Consider the following 13,769-nt stretch of genomic DNA (forward strand, 5'->3'; position numbering starts at 1 on the left):
TGACGGCCTCTTGCGATTGGTCGTCGCCCCACGTGGGGTGGCCGGAAATGCCCTCCCGTCTACGGGGAAGGCTCGCTCGGCCTTGCGGAATAGTGACCGGGTCGCGCCGTGCCCGCCGACAGAAGCTCGAGGTTGCGCTCGTAGCTGCGCTTGCCGTACAGCCGATAGAGGAGCTTGATAGCCCTCGGCACCTCCGTCAGGAAGTCATCGAGCTGGTCGGGGGTCATCGAGTCCTTTATGAGCCCGAAGAACAGGAAGATCTGAGATCGCGCGTAGCCCTTCTGCGCCTCCTCCCCGACGTGCTCCCATTCCTCCTCGCTGAACGTCTGCTCGATCACCGGAAGGATGAAGCGCTCCTCCTTCGCGAGATGCTCCTCCAAGAGCGCGCCGATCGCCTCGAGATGCATGGCGGCAGCCTCCGCGGAGCCATGATCGCGATGCTGCTCCCAGGCATCGAGCAGCGGACGGGAGGATCCCAGGAGCCCCGCGACCTCAGCGTGATGCTGCTTCATCAGCTCGACGTGGACGGTGCAGGCCGGACGCCTCTCTTCCAGGCTGTCCCAGAGCAGGCTGTCTTCGAGGACATGGTGATGGTGGAGTGCGTCGTTGACGAGCCTGACGGACTGGACGACCTGTGCCACGCGCCGTCGGTCGGATGAAGTGCCCCGAACGCCTGCCGGCATCAGCGCGTAAAGCCGCCGGAAGGCGTCGTGGATGTAGAGGAGGTCAGACGGGTCGCAGCCTGCGTCTTCCGACGGGACGTCGCCCGAGGATGGGAGTGCCGTGGCCATTGCGTCACTCCCTCAGAAAGTCGCCGGGATCTCACGCCCCGGGACCACAAGCGGGTACTGCTTGCGATCGGGGCGCTGCTGATCGAGAAGCTAACGGAATCGGGCAGCGCTGACAAGACCGCGTCGGGGCGCTGCATGGGATCCCCATGCGGGAACATGCCCGAGCAGGAACGCCCGTCGCGCGCCGGGCAGCTCGTGAACCTGGAAAGGGCCGGTGATCCACAACCGCTCCGCCGGTGGCGCGCGGAATACGGCGCGCGGTCAAGGCGTGTTCGAGCGAACCGTTCCGGTTCAACAGACCGACGTCCCCCTTCGGGCGGAGCGGCACCGGTGTCGGCTTCGATTCGCCACGGGCCTGATGCCGTGGTCGCCGATGCTGGCCGCCCGTTCGATGCTGACGACAGCACCGGAGCCATTGCGCTACTCGCCCTGGCAGAACAACAAAGTGAAGCCGACGCAGCACAAGCTGGACGAGATCGACCGGAGCATCTACCGCCTCTATGGCGCGCCCTAGACTTGCCGACCTCGGGCAGTGGCTAGCATGTCGTCGCCTGTCGCATGTCCGGTCTCATGAACTCCAATCGGACTGATTCGGTGCGCGGCAACACGATCGCGATGCCACCGCCCGCGGGCCAGTTGGTGGGAAGTAGCAGGTACGACTGGTCCGACGCAAGCACAAGTTTGAGTCTCTCGTACCGATATCGGTACGAAAGCTCCGATGACTCCGGTGGAGAGCATGCCCTCTCGTGGGCGGTAGCGCCTGGCACACTCAACCGATCTCGGCTATACAGCAACACATCTGGCTGCTTCTCCAGTTCGTCCGCGGTTCGAAACGCGCGCAACTCCCCGACCGAGGCCGAGTAGTTGGTCACCGACCAGAACAATCCGATGCTGACGGCGACAAACAATGCTCCCCACTCGACGATGCCCACCCATCCAGCGGTCGCGCTCCGCCTCGCACTCCCGCCCCGCGAGTACAGGTTGGAAGCCAACGCCAGCAGGAGCACCCCGGCACACAGGGACAACCCGGGCACAGCCGATGCGCGTTCGAACCGTGTCGGCTGAAGGAGTCCGATGATGGCGATCGTTGCCGCGCTCGCGCCGAGAAGGACGGCGAAGAGAGCGCCGATACGGTAGGCCGCCGCCTTCTTCTCGGCCGGGACAAGACCAGTCACGAGGCGAAGGGTCCAGAGCGAGAGCAGCACGGCGGCTGCCAGCACGGTCAGCGGTACGAAGAGCCCGTCTGCACTGCGTATTAAGTAGTCCTGGGTCGTGAGACCCATGACCGTGTGATTCACACCGAAGTAGTGAAAGTAGGAGTGAGCGTGCTGGAGTCCGAAGTAGAACATCAGCGCGGTGATCAGTGTGATGGGCGCCACGACCGAGCCGATCGTCTTCAGCGTCTTGGACAATTGCGTCGAGGGTGAGTCCGAGCCATCGCCGTGGGAACTGGGGTGGGGGAAGCGACTCGACCCTGCCGCACGAGTTCTCGGGCTCCCGAGCGGACGACGCGATTTCACGCTTGAGCGACGAGGATCGCGCGCCGGCTGCTTGTCAGGCATCGCGACACACCTAACCGGTCTCCGCGGCCGAAGGTGCCGGTGCCGGTGCCGGTTCTGGCAGCTGCGGTGGCGCTGGCGGCTCGACTATTACACCGTCGCAGGGATCGTTGATCGTGATCGTGACGACGTCGTCGCGGAAAGGAGTCGCCGGGACGTCGATGTCGTAGGTGGGTCGAGGGATGTGGACGTTCTTCACCGGACAGTCGACACCTTTGTACAGGGGAGGATCCGGCTCCACCACTACTTCGTAGTCGACGCACCCGGGACCCAGAGCCCCGCACGCTTCGTCCAGCTTGGAGCGGATGTAGTCCTCAACATGCAGCACGGGATCACTCCAGCTCGCGCCGGTGATCAAGTAGATATCGGGGATGTCGACGGGACTGGGTACCGCCCCCGGCTGGGCCGGCGGAGGAGGCGGTGGCGGGTCGGGGGGTGGAGGCGGGTCCAGCGGTTGAGGCGGGGGCGGTTCCGGGGGTGGAGGCGGGTCCGGCGTTGGAGGTGGCTCCGAAGGAACGCCCGTCGATGATGGTGCGGGTGAGGGAGTCACCGGATCCGAGGTGCGGGGATCCGGCTCGCCGACGCTGGGCAGCTGGATCGGACTCGTGCATCCGGCCAGAAGCAGCCCGATGGCGACCAAACCGACAGCGGCTCGGATTCGATTGTCGAATGAGGTTCGGATCTGCTCTCGGTAGGACATCGCGGTCGCCTCCTTTGGACGACGGGCCGCTGTTGGAATCGCGTACCCACGCTTATCAAGATGCGGATCGAGGACCTTCTGATACCGCACGAAATGAGGACCGCGACCCCATCCGTTGTCGGCGCGCCCACGACCGCACGGTCGAGGAAGGTCTCGTGGCCGGACTGAGCCGATCCGTAGACGGCACTGCCCGCAAGCAGATGGGGCCAGCTAGTGCTCACGACCCGTACCCGCACGCTGCCCGTACGCGGGCGGTCCCGGCGCGGCCGTCGGCGCGTTCGCTTGCGATCCGCATCCGGGCGGTGCACGTAAGTGGAGCGTGGCGTGCGCACAACGCCGGTTGAATCTGGGAGACCCTGCCACCCCTAGTCGCGACGGTCGCGGGGCCGTGTGGCGGTGCGTGTGGACATGTCGAATCGACCCGATCAGCGGTGAGCTGCGCGTTGCAGGTCTCAACGTCAGTGGTGGACCGTAGCCTCGGGCGGTGATGGGGAACACGACGCGACAACCCCGAGTCGTGATGATGTGCGGGCCAGGCGGCGCTGGGAAGACCACTTACGCCAAGCGCCTTGAGCACGAGGGTTGGACCCGATTGTCTTTCGAGGTGGAGTTCTGGGAACGCGGAATCACGACGGTGCCCTCCGCTGAGGTGGTTGCCGAGGTGGCAGCAGACCTGAAGGCGCGCTTGCTGGGCCATGTCGCGACGGGGAACGATGTCGTGCTCGACTTCGGGTTCTGGTTCCGGCGACAACGCGATGAGTTCCGTGCACTGCTCGCACCGCAGGGCATCGTGCCGGAGACTGTTTACATCGCGACGAGCCTTGAGACCATCTTGAGCCGGATCGGTGACCGACTCGGTAGGTGGGCTGACGATTGGCCGCTCACCGAGCAGACAGCGACGGCGTACTTCGAGCGGTTCGAGCCTCCGACGCCTGAGGAGCGGCCGCTCGAAGTGGTCCGCTAGGCCGTGCAATCAAGTCGGTCTTGATGCCGATCAGCGTGGCGGCGAGGGTGATCGCGGCGCGGCAAGCCGGGATCCGTTTGCGGGCAGTGTGTGGATCCCGTGTCCAGAGGGCGAGTAGCGCTCAGACGGTCGTGTCGTGGAGTCGCGCCTGGAGCAGCCGGATGTGTTCGCCGAGCTCACCGGATGACAGCAGTCCCGGACCGAGCGGGCCGGCGGAGTCGCTGCCGATTGGCGGGAGCGACCGGAGTGCAGCCGCGACATCGGAGGGCATGGTGGCGATCTGCCACTCGAGTTCCTGGTTGACAGCGTTCGGGTCGACTGCGGAGAGCCTGACCGCACGAGCGGCATATGCGGCCGCGCCAAGCGCGTGCGCGCCCATGTGCGCGACACCGGCGGCCTGCGCGGCGGCTCGAGCAGCGGCGGCGCCAGCCGGGGAAGAGGCGGACTTGGCTGCGCGTCCGGCGATGAACCGTTGACGGATCTGGTCGGCGGCCGTCAGTTGCCCTGCGGCGAACCCTCGAGCGCGCGCGATCGCGTCGCGCGGCCGATCGTCGCCTGGCGCCTCGGACTCGAACAGCGGCAGGACGCGCTCCGCGCAGTCTGCCGCCCACGCAGCGACTCGTCTCCGGTCATCTTCGCTGAGCGACTGGAGTGAGAGCATGCCAGCAATCTTGCACAATTTGCAGATCAGGGTCCTCGCTGGATCCGCATGCGGGCGATGCGTGATGCGGGGTCGAGTCGGGCCGAGGCCGCGAGCGGCAACCCGAAAGACCATGGCGACGCGCGTTTCAGAAGATGTGCGCCTCGCACGTGGCGAGGAAGGCGACGCGGAGGCGCTGCAGTTCGCGGTAGACGGTGGCGCGGGAGACGTTGAACAGCTCGGCGATCTCGGTTTGGGTGTACTCACCGCTGTCTTGGACGTCGAACATGAGTTTGCGCTGCGTGGCAGACATCTTCGGCTGCTTGCCTTTGAGGTGACCTTTTGCTCGGGCGACCGCCATCCCTTCCTTGGTGCGCATGCTGATCAAGTCGCGTTCGAACTCGGCGACCATGGCGAGCACGTTGAACAACAGCCGACCCACGGGGTCGGTGGGGTCGTACCTGCTGCCGCCGAGGCTGAGCGCGACGCCTTTCGTCGTCAACTCGTCGGCGATGTCGCGTGCGTCCTTCACCGACCGGGCGAGCCGGTCGAGTTTGGTGACGACGAGCGTGTCACCTGCCCGGACTGCGGCGAGCGCTTCGCGGAGCCCGGGCCTGGCACGGTTGGTGCCGGTCAGTCCGTGATCGACGTAGATGTTCGAATCGAGGACTCCCATCCGTAGCAGCGCATCGCGCTGCGAGGTGAGGTCCTGGTCGGCGGTGGAGACTCGGGCATAGCCAATCTGTATTCCGTTCATGCCGCCGAGGGTGCCACGGCAGCACCGCGGCGCATCGCAGTTGGATCGCTCATCGATCGCCGCTGACGTCGTACCGGGGCGGCTGTGGGTGAGTCGTGAGGTGACCCGTCTCCCTAGAATCGAGCACGTGACCTCTGGCACTAACAGATCGACACGTCTCAACGCCGGCGATCATCGATCCCGCGACATGTCGAAGCCGCTCCCGTCGGCGCTGAGCTGGACGGTTCTCGTCGGTTTCGCGGCAGCGTTCCTGGTTGCGTATTTTGCGGCCGACCTCCCGCTGTGGATCCCTGTGCTCTACCTCGTGATGAGCGTTGGCGGCTTCGCCGCCTACGGTGTCGATAAGTCGGCGGCAAGGGCAGGTCGTGGGCGCGTTTCGGAACAGACGCTTCTCACCGTCGGCCTCCTCGGCGGCTGGCCTGGAGCGCTGATTGCACAGCAGGTGTTCCGGCACAAGACGCGCAAGCGCTCCTTCCGGCGTATGTTCTGGTTCACGGTCCTCATCAACGTCGCGGTGCTCGCCGGACTCGTCTACGTCGCGGTAACTCAGCCTGGGGTGCTCGACCTGCCGTTCCTCACAGCACTCGGAGTGGTCTGACCGATGCCGATGAGCCAATCGCAGCAGGAGTTGACCGATCGTACTCGTGCGCTCCTGGCCGACGAATCAGATGTCACCGAGAAGGCGATGTTCGGCAGTCACGCGTTTCTCCTCGACGACCGGATCGTCGTCGCAGTGATGCGGGATGCACACCTGCTGGTGAGAGTCAGCGTCGACGATGCCGCGACGCTGACAACTGAGGCGGGTACGGCTCCTGCGGTCATGGGCCCGAATCGGCGCGAGATGGGACCCGGCTGGCTGCTCGTCGAGCCTGACGCACTCGCAGACGACGAGCGACTCCTGTTCTGGATCGACGCGGCCAGAGAGTTCAACCGACTCGACCGCTGACGGCCCGATCCCTTACCCGCTGCACGCCCACGGGTCGTGTACCCAGCGGCCGCGACGTCACCCGCGCCCGTGAGTGGCGGGTGGCGGAGCGGGGACGCTCACGCGTGACGTTATGGGCGGACGATGATGTCAGCTAGACGCAACTGAACAGCGCGCAGCAGGGCGAGCGTCGAGGCATCGTCAAGGCCAGTGGTCGTTGCCCAGTCATGACCTGAGCCGAGCACGTCGCTCGCAAACACGACCTCTGTCGCCAGCAGAGCCCGAGTCCAATCGTTGCGCGTCAGCGGGCGCTTGTTTGCGAGGGCGTCGGCGATCCGATGGCCCTCGGTTATGAGTTCTTCGACACTGCTGAACCCGATTGCGATGGCCATCGCTTCTGAGCTCCTCGCCGGCCCGCTCCACTCGACGAGGCCGCGATCGAGCAGGAACCGCTCGTCGTCGGATAGTGAAACATCGACTACGTCATCGGATTCCGACACGCGTCGAGAGTGTCACACCGAGGGCCATGACGCGAGTCTCAAGCCGGTCCCCCTGCGCGCAGGCATGGCTCAACATATGGCGACGGCGTCGTGCTGCCTCGCCGGTACGTGTTAGCCGCCGATGATCGCGGCGGCGATCAGCGTCGCGAGCAGAGACGCAGCCGTGCTGACTGCTCCGTCGATACCTTTGTTCTTCCAGTCGATCGGGGAACCCGACGGACGAGCGGGCGGAGCGGTTTTGACTCCGTCCGTGGGCGTGGGACTCAGTCCGTGCGTAGTTCGCTGTGACGAAGTGGGCAGAGGAGGTCGGGCCGCCGACGGGGACGTTCGTGTGACGGACGATCGGGCGCCGATGGCTTGAGCAATTTCCTCGATGAACTCAGGATGTTCGGTGCGAACCATGACGCTGATCGCTGCCCGATGGAGTCTGCTACGCGGCGCTTGGATTCGAATCTCCACGTAGCCGTGGTACGCGGTTCCGTCGCGGACGTCTCGTGGGTTGCCGTAGCTTCGCTGGGCGGAGTAGACATCCACCTTCATTTGTTCCGCCGTGACGATCTGCCGTAGGGCCTCCGGGGTGCTCGCTTCGATGAACCGTGGACGACGTCTGTGGGGCGTTGCGGGGTCGGGAGCAGTCCCGTGAGCCGCGCACGTACCAAGCCGAGGACGCCCGCGCTCGCGTGCACCGTCATCCAGAAGGGTCACGATGCGTTCGGCGAAGGCGTCGAGGTCCACTCCGCGTGGAAGCAATTGCCCGCTGCGGGTCTCGATCGTGTCCATAGCCGCCCCCGGGTGTCTGCGGGACTTACTCTGGCACACGGTTTCCCTGACGACCGCATAGTCGACCAATGAGCCTTGGCCAATGGAGTGCCGGGTCCGCGGTGACTGGGGAGACGCCATGACCTTCGGACAGAAGGCGGGCAACTTCTCGCGTTGCTGTTCGCGCTGGTTCTCGGCGGTGGCACGTCTACGTGATGCTGTATCTGATGGGCTGGCTGGCGCCGTTCGGGCACGGTGGCGGCCGACCCATCTTGTCGACGACAACACCCGACCCGAACGTGAGATCGTCGAGCCGGAGCCTGCTGCGCCGGCACCCGTCGCGGAGGGGTGGTCTTGTTTCTGGGATCCGACCATGAACGAGAACTGGCACGATGACGTGTTGCGCACGCGCGGCTACGAAGCGATCCGATGCGAGTTGCTCGTAGGGCAGTCGTTCGTCACGCAAGACGACATGATGCGTGTCGCGACCGACTGCGAGATGGCGCTCAACCAGTAGGTGGATGTCGAAGAGTTGCTTCCGAGGATGCCGAGTGCCGCCACCCGGGCGATCCTATGCACATCGCCGTACTGTCCGCCCGCCCCCAGCGGTGGCCGCGAGGGCAATGCGCGCTTGGGGCGTGTGGCGTGTCAGCCGGAGTGCGTTCGGTTGTGGGTCCGTGGTCGAGCGTTCCCTTAGGACGGAACTGCTGGGCGACCTGCGCCCGGTACCGCCCCCTCAGGCGTGCAGCCGTGCGAGGAAGTCGTCGACGGAAAGCTCATAGCCGGTGGCCCGCTCTCCGGCCCAGTTGACCCCGATCAGCAGTCCGTCTTTGGCGAGACCTGGCAACCATCTGGATTCGAAATCAGCGCGTGAGATCTGTCGGGGGCGAAAACCTGCATACGCCGGAGCAGTCGCGATGACTCCAAGGGCTCGGCTCTCCCGAGACCAGAACGGCATGGCGCGGTCGCCAGTCGCTCCAACTGGGGCAGGAATGCCGGCGTCATCCTCGATTGTCCAGACCTAGCCGTCGGCACCGAGTCCCGTGAAGAAGGCGGCGGCCTGCGCCGCACTCGTGCTCATGGCCCAACCCTAGCGTCGACTCGCGAGCCTCGAAGCTGGCGTCATCCGTGGCAGGCGTTCGCTGGCCGGTCCCTGATCGGTCGCTAGCGCAACCTCGTGTCGTGGATGACCGCTTCGACGCGGTCGGCGAGTGCCGAGACGGTCTCGCGGCCGTCTAGTTCGAGCGTTGCTCCCGCTCGGAGGAGCGGTTCGACGTCACGCAGGTTGCGTGAGATCTCTTCGCGCTCTTCGCTCGTCGTGCCGTAAGGGTTGTTGACGCGTGCCGAGACGCGTTCCACGAGCACGCTGAGTGGTGCGCTCAGCAGGATGATCGCGTCGAAGTTGTCGTAGAACCTCACCTGGTTCTCGACCGTCCCAGAAACGATGATCGGGTTCCCGTTCGCCAGCAGTGCGGCCATGCGCGGCTCGTCCCACGTGCCGTCACGCAGCGTCCAACCGTCGTAGTCAGTGTCGAGCGTTTCGTGGCCGCGTCGTCGCAGTTCATCGAGAAGCGTGGTCTTGCCCACCCCAGACATACCGGTGAGAAGAATGTGGCTCACGCTCACGACGCTAACCGACCTGGTGCAATCGTGCGCAGCCCCGTCCTTCACTGCTTCAGCCGCGGCTGACGATGAGGTAACGCTCGTCGGTGATGGGTTCGCCCCAGTAGGACGCGTCATCCAGCATGCGGAGCTCTACGTCGTCGCGGAGTTCGCTGACGAGGCGGACGCATTCGTCTGCGGTCAGTCCGACTCCTGTGTGCCAGCGCCCCTCGATGAGGATCAGTGTGCCCATCGGCGTGAGCAGCGTGATCCAGTTCCGCAGAACCTCTGTCGGGTCGGGCATCGCCCACAGCACGTGGCGGGCCAGCACGACGTCGAAGGACGCCGCGGGCAGTGGAGGGTGGGCGGCGTCGGCCACGATGAACCCGGGCTTCGGGATGGTGTGGTCACACTTCTCGCGTGCTCGGCGAATCATCTCGGGCGAGAAGTCCACACCGCAGACGAAGTGTCCGCCCTCCTCGGCGAGCAGCAGCGAGAGGGTGCCGGTTCCGCACCCCAGATCGGCCACCCGAACCCCCGGGTCATCGATCAGGGGAAGAAGGAGGTCCACCCAAGCCCGACGGACGCCTGGATCGCGAAGGCCATGGTCGGCGGCATCATCGAAGGTGCTCGCTTCGGCATCCCAGAGTGATCTCGCGTCCTCGGTCATGGGGTCCATGCTCTCACCGGGCATCGACCCGGCTACCCGCTCGCCTGTGCCACCCGAGTCGACGCGCGAGCGCGCCCACGATTGCCACCTGCCTTCGCCCGCCACCGGTCCACTACCGGGCGACCTGATGCGGAACCGTGACCCTGCTGGTCGACTCGGGTCCCTAGGCTCATCGCATGACGACCCCAGATGGGTTGCTGCAGCGCCCAGTGCGAACTGCGCGCGTCGTGGGTTGCGCGATCGTCTCGATCGTCGCGGCGCTCTGCGCTGGATCGCTCGTCATGTTGGCGGCCCTGTTCCGTGCTGGACCGACGATCGAGGGTATGCCCGCAGTGATGACCTCGTTCGTGAGCTTGTGGTTCGCGATCCCCGGCGTGATCGGTGGCGCGGTCTGCCTCGGCTGGTCAGGCAGGGTCTACGACTCGGCCCGAGCGCGAGCCGCGGCTTTCACCGCCAGCTGGGTCGCACTCGTCTTGTCAATTCTCGCGACGACGTCCGCCGTCCTCGTTGTCGTCCTTCCCTGAATCGACGCCAGGTTCGCGCCACCCGCGGCCGCCCCGGAGTCAGCTGGCGCGGATGCCGGTCGTCCTGCGCGCCGTCGCGCTGCGCGTTACGAGGTGTTAGCGAAACGGTGTCAGCGCTGCTTTGAACCCGGCAAACAGCGACAACCTGAGCGTGGTGGAGCCCGCGTCAGTCGGCACGGTCACAAGTGGGGCGCGGAACCGCCCCGTCCGTTCGGCGACCATGGAGCCACGAACGTAGGCGAGCGCAACGTCGACATACTTCGTGAGCAGCTGCCGAGCCTCTTCCTCGGGAGTGTCTTCCTCGAAGAGGTCCAAGGAGTACCCGCCATCGACTTCGAGGGAGAACCAACGATCCCCCGGTGAGAAGATCACCGCCCAACGACCTGGCCGGTCGGTCTGCCAGATTCTCAAGAAGGCAGCTCCACGGCGATCACCGATCTCCGAGGACAGGTCGCTAGCTTCGGGCCGCAACGACCCAAGAGTCTCCATCGCTGCGCCCACGTTCACTCTCATAGCTTCGCACCTCTCCACACGCCCGCGCGAGGGTCCGCGAACGGGCAACCGGAGACGGTCTGCTGAGCGCTCAGGAAGCCAGCTGCGCTTGTTTGACGGGTCTCCGGTCAGCGGGCACCATCGCGTGGCTCGCCGACTGAGGCTAGCCCTCGAGCTGCGCTGCGAGTGCGGCCAGGTCGCGCTCCAGGCTGTGCTGAACCTCGTCAGACATTCCCCTTGCCAGCTGCGCTTCGCCTGGCCCGTCAAGCCATGCAGACAGTGTGACCTCGGTACCGTCGAGCCCTTCGACGGCCTCGTGGTGCACGGTCAACTCCGCCCCATCGAGTTCGGTGGTGTCGGCATAGACAAAGCCCGGCCCCACCGTCGTGATGCGAAACGGCGACTCTTGACCGCCGACCGCTTTCAGGACTCCGCGGGCACCCACGCCGAAGGGCTCTGACAGCTTGAAGTACTCCATGCTCGGCGCCCACTCGGGGTGTGATTCGATAGCGCACCAGCGCTCGAAAAACAGCGCGGCCGAGGCACTAGACGTGCGGCGGGTTCGGGCGATCTCGATCACGAATCGACGCTAGCGCCAACTCCCGACAGTGAGGCGGCCGAGTTCTTTGGCCGCTCTCATCCGGTCGTTGGTGTCGGTTGAGGGTCGGCTAGTGATCTGGCGTTGCTCAATGGGCTGGAGGTGTCGTTCGCTGATGCTCGTCGCACGCATAGACCGCCCTGGTGATTGTCCGATGGCCGGGCGTCATCCGAGCAACGGTGTAGGCGTCTCGTCCTTGCGGACACAGGACAGTTCGGTGTTCCACGGGTACAGCCGCACGGCGAGCTTCTTGCCATCGGCCGTCGCGACATGTGGCGCTAGACGCTGCTCCGTGAGCAACGGCTCGAGCGTGCGGAAGAGCGAGTGTTCCGAGCTCTGGGCGTTGTCAGACTTCTCGTCTTAGCTCGTTCCGAAAGCAGAGGCAGCTCTCTCCGCGAGATCTCTACACTGGCCCGGCGGGTCGTCCTCGTCTAGGGCAGTGGCACAGTCGGAATCCGTGCCCACGCGGTGCCCACAACTAACAGGTGCCCGCCCGATTCAGACGGATCGAGAGCGGGTCTCAGAAGGCGTTGATTCGCGAGAATCCGCGGCACAACGATCCAGACGGTTGGAGAGGGATCGATCCTCTCCGGGTTCAAATCCCACCGTCACCGCCAGTTCTGGGCCGGATCGACTTCCTTTTCAGGCGAGTTCGATCAGGCCCCTACCTCTTGGTCTTGCCGCTGCGTGCCGACCGGTCCGGACGCTGGTCTTGAAGGCGCGTCCATCGATCCGGGTTCGCTCCCGATCCGATGACGCGCGAAGCGACGCCGAACGGTGCGCTCACGCGGGCGCGGTGTAGCCGCGTAGAGCATCGGTGAGGATGCTCGCCCGCAGCCGACCCATCATGAGCGGGTCGAGCCCGGCCGCGCGCAGGGGCTCCTCGACCGCGATGCGCTCACCGTCGGCGGTGCGCGCGACGAACTCGACCGAGGTGTACTCGTCCGGAATCTCCTCGGCGACGACCGCCATCGTCGCCGCGACCGTCGCTGAGTCGAGCTCCTCGCCCACGAGGTCGATCTCGACGAAAAGGTACCTCGCGGTTCCGTCGGTGCCGTCCTGCACGATCGCGTCCGCGATGTCGGGCGAGGAGTCCTGCACGGCGGTCGCCAACTCTTCGTGGTCCACGGTCACCGAGGCGGACGGCGCGCACGCGCTGAGGGTCGCCAGGGTGATCACGGCGACGACGCCGAACGCGACCTGCGCCAGACGATTCACGAGTACTGCGGGGTCATCGCCACGTTCGCACCGATGAGGTCGTCATGAGCGGGAAGCAGGTGGAGCGCTCCGAGCGGAAGCTGTTGCAATGCCACCCTGCGCGCGGGTTTGATCATGTGGCGCTTCTTCTCCAGCAGCTCGAGGGCGGCGTTGCGATCGGCCTGGGCCGCCTGCGAGCGCTCGTCCGACGGCAGTGCGGTCAGCTCGGCGAGCACGCGCGTCCTCAGTTCGAGCAGGGCGGTCTCGATTTCGCGCAGGCGCGGCTGGAGGTGCGACGCGCGTTCCGCGACGGCCTTGCGCTCCGCACGAATACGCACGAACAGGATGCTGCACGCCACCACGATCACCAGGGCAGCGATGCCGATGACTCTGGCGTCGAACTGGGCTTCGGGGTCGTATGCGACCTGATCGGTCGTCGAGAGCGCGGTTGCGAGCCCGCCGCCGACGATCGCCGTGATCGCCGTGACGACGAGGAAAGGTGTGAGGATCCAGGCCCGGCGCACCGAGATGAGAGACAGGAGCACCAGCAGCAGGGCGCACACCGCAGAGACGGTCAGGAGCACTCCGCTGAGGTGCAGCATGACATCGAGATCGAAGGGGCGCCGTGCCAAGTAGATCGTTCCGCCGAAGATCGCCGTGATCAGCATGACGAAGCCGAGGGTGCCGCTGAGCATCCGCGCACCGCGAGGAGGACGCGGCCCCACCACATCGGCAAGTTCGTCGCGTGTGCCCGGAACCCTGAGTCGCGCATCGACCTCGGCGAGTGATCGGTCGAGTCCCCGCGAGACGTCGTCGATGAGCGGCGCGAGCTCGGGAACAGTCGACAGCGCTTCGGACTCGATGCGCGCGAGGCCTTCCACCCCTGTCACCTGTCGGTACTCAGCGGTGCGCACGAATCGGGCGGCGGGGCCTTCGACCGGCGATGATTCTGGTGTCGACGGCACGTCGGTCCTTCCGAGGTTCAGGGTGGGCATCGTCACCCTAACAACCTGCGGTGCGCCCCGCCGAACCAGTCGTCGGCCGAGAAGGCGGCGATGCAGGCGGCGGCTGGGCACGCATGTGGGACGCGG

Annotated in this window: 19 protein-coding genes; 6 read left to right on the forward strand and 13 right to left on the reverse strand. The window is 65.8% G+C overall.

Going from position 1 to position 13,769, the window contains the following annotated elements; translation table 11 throughout:
• Window positions 1-59 precede the first annotated feature (59 nt).
• On the reverse strand, window positions 60-791 hold the full coding sequence (locus ACFWJ8_RS09590; RefSeq protein WP_378810902.1) for a hemerythrin domain-containing protein: 732 nt from the start codon (window positions 789-791) through the stop codon (window positions 60-62).
• Window positions 792-1,005: 214 nt separating this feature from the next.
• Between ACFWJ8_RS09590 and ACFWJ8_RS09595 the strand changes: the two genes are divergently transcribed.
• Complete coding sequence (locus tag ACFWJ8_RS09595; RefSeq protein WP_378810903.1) at window positions 1,006-1,305, forward strand: hypothetical protein; 300 nt, start codon at window positions 1,006-1,008, stop codon at window positions 1,303-1,305.
• Window positions 1,306-1,327: 22 nt separating this feature from the next.
• Here ACFWJ8_RS09595 and ACFWJ8_RS09600 read toward each other — a convergent pair whose 3' ends face one another.
• A complete protein-coding gene (locus ACFWJ8_RS09600; RefSeq protein WP_378810904.1) occupies window positions 1,328-2,203 on the reverse strand; it encodes a hypothetical protein in 876 nt (291 codons plus the stop codon).
• 1,334 nt (window positions 2,204-3,537) lie between these two features.
• On the opposite strand from ACFWJ8_RS09600, the gene ACFWJ8_RS09605 reads away from it, so the two are divergent.
• Window positions 3,538-4,014, forward strand: a complete 477-nt coding sequence (locus ACFWJ8_RS09605; protein ID WP_378810953.1) for an AAA family ATPase — start codon at window positions 3,538-3,540, stop codon at window positions 4,012-4,014.
• Window positions 4,015-4,135: 121 nt separating this feature from the next.
• Here the strand turns inward: ACFWJ8_RS09605 and ACFWJ8_RS09610 are convergent, their stop codons facing one another.
• A complete protein-coding gene (locus tag ACFWJ8_RS09610) occupies window positions 4,136-4,675 on the reverse strand; it encodes a putative immunity protein (RefSeq protein WP_378810905.1) in 540 nt (179 codons plus the stop codon).
• Window positions 4,676-4,802: 127 nt separating this feature from the next.
• Window positions 4,803-5,411, reverse strand: a complete 609-nt coding sequence (locus tag ACFWJ8_RS09615; protein WP_378810906.1) for a recombinase family protein — start codon at window positions 5,409-5,411, stop codon at window positions 4,803-4,805.
• 127 nt (window positions 5,412-5,538) lie between these two features.
• Here ACFWJ8_RS09615 and ACFWJ8_RS09620 point away from each other — a divergent pair, with 127 nt between their 5' ends.
• Both ACFWJ8_RS09620 and ACFWJ8_RS09625 read left to right on the forward strand, forming a co-directional pair.
• The gene (locus tag ACFWJ8_RS09620) at window positions 5,539-6,009 is read left to right on the forward strand and encodes a DUF1294 domain-containing protein (RefSeq protein ID WP_378810907.1); all 471 of its coding nucleotides are present in this window, start codon (window positions 5,539-5,541) and stop codon (window positions 6,007-6,009) included.
• Between the two features lie 9 nt (window positions 6,010-6,018).
• Window positions 6,019-6,357 (forward strand): TfoX/Sxy family protein, encoded by a 339-nt coding sequence (locus tag ACFWJ8_RS09625; RefSeq protein ID WP_378810908.1) that lies wholly within the window; start codon window positions 6,019-6,021, stop codon window positions 6,355-6,357.
• Between the two features lie 110 nt (window positions 6,358-6,467).
• Here ACFWJ8_RS09625 and ACFWJ8_RS09630 read toward each other — a convergent pair whose 3' ends face one another.
• Both ACFWJ8_RS09630 and ACFWJ8_RS09635 read right to left on the reverse strand, forming a co-directional pair.
• Entirely contained in the window at window positions 6,468-6,836 is a 369-nt protein-coding gene (locus ACFWJ8_RS09630; RefSeq protein ID WP_378810910.1) for a hypothetical protein, read from the reverse strand.
• Between the two features lie 111 nt (window positions 6,837-6,947).
• Window positions 6,948-7,616: a hypothetical protein gene (locus ACFWJ8_RS09635; protein ID WP_378810911.1), complete on the reverse strand. Its 669-nt coding sequence runs from the start codon at window positions 7,614-7,616 to the stop codon at window positions 6,948-6,950.
• Window positions 7,617-7,734: 118 nt separating this feature from the next.
• On the opposite strand from ACFWJ8_RS09635, the gene ACFWJ8_RS09640 reads away from it, so the two are divergent.
• Window positions 7,735-8,112 carry a hypothetical protein gene (locus ACFWJ8_RS09640; RefSeq protein ID WP_378810913.1) on the forward strand — a complete coding sequence of 126 codons (378 nt, stop codon included), beginning with the start codon at window positions 7,735-7,737 and terminating at the stop codon, window positions 8,110-8,112.
• Window positions 8,113-8,331: 219 nt separating this feature from the next.
• Here the strand turns inward: ACFWJ8_RS09640 and ACFWJ8_RS09645 are convergent, their stop codons facing one another.
• The 3 genes from ACFWJ8_RS09645 to ACFWJ8_RS09655 form a co-directional block, all read right to left on the reverse strand.
• On the reverse strand, window positions 8,332-8,607 hold the full coding sequence (locus ACFWJ8_RS09645) for a DUF2750 domain-containing protein (RefSeq protein ID WP_378810954.1): 276 nt from the start codon (window positions 8,605-8,607) through the stop codon (window positions 8,332-8,334).
• 152 nt (window positions 8,608-8,759) lie between these two features.
• Window positions 8,760-9,215 (reverse strand): AAA family ATPase, encoded by a 456-nt coding sequence (locus tag ACFWJ8_RS09650; RefSeq protein WP_378810914.1) that lies wholly within the window; start codon window positions 9,213-9,215, stop codon window positions 8,760-8,762.
• A 55-nt stretch (window positions 9,216-9,270) separates the two neighbouring features.
• On the reverse strand, window positions 9,271-9,867 hold the full coding sequence (locus ACFWJ8_RS09655) for a class I SAM-dependent methyltransferase (RefSeq protein ID WP_378810916.1): 597 nt from the start codon (window positions 9,865-9,867) through the stop codon (window positions 9,271-9,273).
• A 176-nt stretch (window positions 9,868-10,043) separates the two neighbouring features.
• Here ACFWJ8_RS09655 and ACFWJ8_RS09660 point away from each other — a divergent pair, with 176 nt between their 5' ends.
• A complete protein-coding gene (locus ACFWJ8_RS09660; protein ID WP_378810917.1) occupies window positions 10,044-10,391 on the forward strand; it encodes a hypothetical protein in 348 nt (115 codons plus the stop codon).
• A gap of 96 nt (window positions 10,392-10,487) precedes the next feature.
• Here the strand turns inward: ACFWJ8_RS09660 and ACFWJ8_RS09665 are convergent, their stop codons facing one another.
• The 4 genes from ACFWJ8_RS09665 to ACFWJ8_RS09680 all read right to left on the reverse strand — a co-directional run bounded on the left by ACFWJ8_RS09665 (window position 10,488) and on the right by ACFWJ8_RS09680 (window position 13,679).
• Window positions 10,488-10,892, reverse strand: a complete 405-nt coding sequence (locus ACFWJ8_RS09665; protein WP_378810918.1) for a hypothetical protein — start codon at window positions 10,890-10,892, stop codon at window positions 10,488-10,490.
• A 154-nt stretch (window positions 10,893-11,046) separates the two neighbouring features.
• The gene (locus ACFWJ8_RS09670) at window positions 11,047-11,463 is read right to left on the reverse strand and encodes a hypothetical protein (RefSeq protein ID WP_378810919.1); all 417 of its coding nucleotides are present in this window, start codon (window positions 11,461-11,463) and stop codon (window positions 11,047-11,049) included.
• A gap of 801 nt (window positions 11,464-12,264) precedes the next feature.
• Window positions 12,265-12,699 (reverse strand): hypothetical protein, encoded by a 435-nt coding sequence (locus ACFWJ8_RS09675; RefSeq protein ID WP_378810921.1) that lies wholly within the window; start codon window positions 12,697-12,699, stop codon window positions 12,265-12,267.
• The gene (locus ACFWJ8_RS09680; protein WP_378810922.1) at window positions 12,696-13,679 is read right to left on the reverse strand and encodes a hypothetical protein; all 984 of its coding nucleotides are present in this window, start codon (window positions 13,677-13,679) and stop codon (window positions 12,696-12,698) included. The genes ACFWJ8_RS09675 and ACFWJ8_RS09680 overlap by 4 nt, the downstream gene beginning before the upstream one ends.
• Window positions 13,680-13,769: the final 90 nt, after the last annotated feature.

The sequence above is a fragment of the Microbacterium sp. NPDC058389 genome, assembly GCF_042722305.1.
Classification (GTDB): Bacteria; Actinomycetota; Actinomycetes; order Actinomycetales; family Microbacteriaceae; genus Microbacterium.

Bases quoted from the DNA above. Each gene is read 5' to 3' on its own strand.
- ACFWJ8_RS09590 (WP_378810902.1), bottom strand. From the start codon at position 791: ATGGCCACGGCACTCCCATCCTCGGGCGACGTCCCGTCGGAAGACGCA.
- ACFWJ8_RS09605 (WP_378810953.1), top strand. From the start codon at position 3,538: ATGGGGAACACGACGCGACAACCCCGAGTCGTGATGATGTGCGGGCCA.
- ACFWJ8_RS09610 (WP_378810905.1), bottom strand. From the start codon at position 4,675: ATGCTCTCACTCCAGTCGCTCAGCGAAGATGACCGGAGACGAGTCGCT.
- ACFWJ8_RS09615 (WP_378810906.1), bottom strand. From the start codon at position 5,411: ATGAACGGAATACAGATTGGCTATGCCCGAGTCTCCACCGCCGACCAG.
- ACFWJ8_RS09625 (WP_378810908.1), top strand. From the start codon at position 6,019: ATGAGCCAATCGCAGCAGGAGTTGACCGATCGTACTCGTGCGCTCCTG.
- ACFWJ8_RS09635 (WP_378810911.1), bottom strand. From the start codon at position 7,616: ATGGACACGATCGAGACCCGCAGCGGGCAATTGCTTCCACGCGGAGTG.
- ACFWJ8_RS09640 (WP_378810913.1), top strand. From the start codon at position 7,735: ATGACCTTCGGACAGAAGGCGGGCAACTTCTCGCGTTGCTGTTCGCGC.
- ACFWJ8_RS09655 (WP_378810916.1), bottom strand. From the start codon at position 9,867: ATGACCGAGGACGCGAGATCACTCTGGGATGCCGAAGCGAGCACCTTC.
- ACFWJ8_RS09660 (WP_378810917.1), top strand. From the start codon at position 10,044: ATGACGACCCCAGATGGGTTGCTGCAGCGCCCAGTGCGAACTGCGCGC.